We start from the raw sequence: 3,811 nt of genomic DNA on the forward strand, positions 1-3,811 counted from the left end.
TTCTTCAACTCTGCTCTAGTCAATGTCAATGTCTCCTGTCCCATAGTGACATTATCTCAGAACAGTTACAGGGTGACATTATCACAGCACAACGACATGGGTTTCGCGCCATGAGCTGGATGGGGTTCTCCACCAATCGTTTAAGCCCCTCGTCGAAATGAGAAGGGGCTCTTTGCGTCCGTTCTTTTAACTTTAGTCCCTAACCGCCGGTTCAGTTCATTGGCTTTGAATTTTCTGCTTGCACCGGTAGATCCCGCTGATCGATGTTTTCCTGAAAAGCAGGGTGCTGTTCTTGAACTGCTTCTGCTGCCTGCGGCAAGCTTGGGGAAGTCCGGCGTCCAAAAACTTTTCTACTCATCTTTGGAATAACGGCAAGGCCGGCAATAATCAGAAACCAAAGCTTCTTCGCAAATATTAGAATCGTGGCCAGCAGACCGACTTTTTTGGCCACCGCCAGACCGGACGGTGGGCATGATTTCTTGCGAAAGAGCAAAACCACAAGGGTTCTGAATGGCTGATTAGCCTACGATGCCCGCCACTCCATGTGAAGTCTTTGGAGTATCAGTTGAGAATTCCTACGTAAAAAACTGGAAAGAGCCAAATTTATTTTAAAAAATCAAATAGTAAGACTGCAATGCTTACTGCAAGCGTTATATAACCCCCAAAAACCACGGCCTCGCGGCTCCTTACTCCTTGTATTTTAATTTTAAGAAAAAAATCTGGGGTTAAAATTTGAAATATTGAACTTATAATACCTATCAATGCAATAATCGACAATCCAGTCATTTAATCACCTACTATTGTTATTTAAGCTTCTCGGAATACGAAATTCCGCTTTGGCTCTGGCCTTTCGGCTAGGGCCGTTTATTGTTTCACCTCAAAAACTCATCGCGAACAAACTTTCCTCTTGACATTTTTGAAACGCCCCAATAATCGCCGAGAAGCATTTATTACTGCCTATCTCCGATGAAATGGGTGATTCAATTGCTTCCTGCCACGCGCGCTCATGAGGCGTACCTTCAATTTGTAAAGCAACAATTAGCAACTCACTACGGAGAATCCTTGATCTTCCTTCAGGATTTTTACGCGGACCTCATCTTCTGGGTCATTCCAATCGACTTGTCTCGAACCGCCTTCATCATGAAGGACGGCTATTCCGTAAAAACGAAAGGACGAAAACCCCGTGATCCTGCGAACATGCTCCGAAGCATACTTCTTATGACCAAGCTGCAATATAGCGTGGATGATTGGGTGCACCAGCTTCGCACGATTCCGATCTATGCGATCTTGAGCGGCTTCTCACCAGGCGATGTTCCTAGCATTGGAACCTTCTACGACTTCTTCCGCCGCCTCTGGAACGCGGATTCTCCGCACAAGACCGGGAGAAAAAAGCGCAAGCTCAAGAAACCCAAGAAGAAAGGAAAGAAGAACGAAAAGCAGGAACCGAAAAACCCCGGAATTACGGAAAAACTCGTCGCTCGAGCGATGCGGTCGGATTCGATTCATTACTCACCCAAGGCTCACGATCGCCTCATGGCTTTATTCCAGCAGATGTTCGTCTTGCCCTCGGCTGAGAAAGGGTTGCTCGGCAACACCGCGAGTTTTAGCGTCATCGGCGACGGCTCCCCGGATGTAACCGGTGCCCGCGCTTACGGCAAATTTCTTTGCAAGTGCCGCTTCCAAGGGAACTGGAAGTGCGAGTGCAAGCGACAATTTGCCGATCCAGACGCCGATTGGGGCTGGGATAGCTATCGCGAACGCTATTACTTCGGCAGAACGTTATATATGTTTTGCGCGGCGGACAGTCCATACAACTTGCCGGTATATCCTCGACTCTTCCGCGCAAGTACCCATGACATGGTTTCTTGGGTTTGCGGGTACCGTGAATTGCTTCACTGGTACCCGCAATGGAAACTGGGAGAAGCGATTCTGGATTCCGCCCACGACGCTTTCCCCATTACCATGGTGGAACATGACGATGTTAGCAGCATCATCGACCTGAATCCCAGGCGTTCCGGCATAACAGACGATATAACATTCGGCACGGTTGGTGTTCCCACCTGCCCCATACTGTGGTAAAAATTCCAAGACGTTTCGAAACAAGTGGCGATGCCCGGCAAAAGTCGGTAAGTGGGAGTGTCCTCATCCGTGTTCTTCTTCCGGGTACGGCCGTACGGTATACACATCTACCAAGGACAATCCGCGCTGGTTCCCGCGCATTCGTCGAGATAGCAAAGAATGGGCGGAACGCTATGCGCTTCGTACAGGCATCGAACGCTGCGTCAAGCGCCAGAAGATCGATTACAAGCTCGAATCTTCGCGCGGTCGGAGCTCCCGTCACTGGAACATTCGGGTCTATCTCATCGCCATGTGCCAGCATGCGGACGCATGGCTTGAGGAATCGAAGAAGCACAACCAGTTACATACGGTTCAGCAATGGCTACACGAACCTGTCGCGCCGTAGTGTTTATTTTTTAAAAATAGGGGCACTTCGGTTTCTTTGGCATGCTCATTTTTGAAAATCACTTTCATCATCATGCGATTTTTCATTTTCTGCCCTCATCACCCCTTATTAGGACTCGAAATCCCTATTTAATTCCGAGCTCCTTCTTATTATTAGTATTTGTTCTGGTACTACCATCCTCCCCCATTTAACATATTTATCCATTCTTGTGCGCTTGGGGCTCCTTTATATGCTGGTCTTAAGGTGGCAGTTCCCCCAAGATTAACAGGGAGTGGAAATACTAATGCTTGTTCGTTATCAACTGATACCGGAAGAAAATACACTTCAGCAGCAAGCCCAGCACCTCCACCTACATTTATGTCTATATATTTAGTACTACTCTGTCACATCCCTAAATATGGTAGAATAGTAGAGAGAATACTAGAATCGAGGGATGATCATGTATCATATTTCTCCCGAAGGTCTACCGGAACTGAGCATATTCATGGGACACTTTGATGAATATTGCCATCGACTTGAAACGTGGCAAGCGATGGAGAACTACGTGACGGGTCTGTTGTTGCCCATCGAACGCAAAAATTGTGAACAGATGGCCGCGGCTATTCCGGGTTGCCATGCCCAGCGACTGCATAATCTGCTCACCACGGCTTCGTGGGATGAACAGGCAGTTAATGACAAACGGTTGAACTTGTTCCTGGAACGATTCGGCCGGGAGCCGGGATATCTCGTGTTTGACGATACCGGTGTCCCAAAAAAAGGGAAAGGGTCGGTGGGGGTAACACGTCAGTATTCGGGAACGCTCGGTAAGATTGGAAATTGTCAAGTCATCGTTACCAGCCAGTTCGTTACCCCGCAAGGAAAAAGTTGTCCCGTCGATGCTCAGTTGTATCTTCCGGACGAATGGACAAAAGATCAGTCAAGGTGCCATCGATCTCACGTACCGGAAACGACGGTGTTTAAAACAAAAACGGAGATGGCGGTCGACTTGCTGGACCGAGCCATTGCCCGATCTCTACCCATTCGGGCGGTGCTCGGCGATGCCGGCTATGGCAGAAATCCAGATTTTCTGGAAGCCATTGAAAAACGAAAGCTTCCCTATGTCATTGCCGTTCCAGCCTGCTTCAGCGTCCGCAGGGTTGAGGATGTCCAGAAAGGCCGAGAGGAACTACAAAAAGCTCAAGCTGCTGCGTCTCCTAAAGGACGACCGCGTTCTCGCCTTCTTGCCCCTGCCTATACAGCACAAAGTCTTATTGAAGAATTAAATGATACTTGTTGGCAGACGGTCACATGGCGAGAAGGAACGAAAGGAATGCTGACCAAGCAATTTAGCTATATACGGGCGTATTG

Annotated in this window: 3 protein-coding genes; 2 read left to right on the forward strand and 1 reads right to left on the reverse strand. The window is 48.3% G+C overall.

Annotated features, from left to right (window positions below):
- Positions 1 to 211: 211 nt before the first annotated feature.
- Complete coding sequence (locus VF724_RS20960) at positions 212 to 451, reverse strand: hypothetical protein (protein WP_371756180.1); 240 nt, start codon at positions 449 to 451, stop codon at positions 212 to 214.
- Between the two features lie 533 nt (positions 452 to 984).
- On the opposite strand from VF724_RS20960, the gene VF724_RS20965 reads away from it, so the two are divergent.
- Positions 985 to 2,079: a transposase gene (locus VF724_RS20965; RefSeq protein ID WP_371756181.1), complete on the forward strand. Its 1,095-nt coding sequence runs from the start codon at positions 985 to 987 to the stop codon at positions 2,077 to 2,079.
- An 824-nt stretch (positions 2,080 to 2,903) separates the two neighbouring features.
- The coding region (locus tag VF724_RS20970; RefSeq protein WP_371756182.1) for an IS701 family transposase at positions 2,904 to 3,811 on the forward strand (908 nt) is incomplete at its 3' end.

The organism is Ferviditalea candida (assembly GCF_035282765.1).
Classification (GTDB): Bacteria; Bacillota; Bacilli; order Paenibacillales; family KCTC-25726; genus Ferviditalea; species Ferviditalea candida.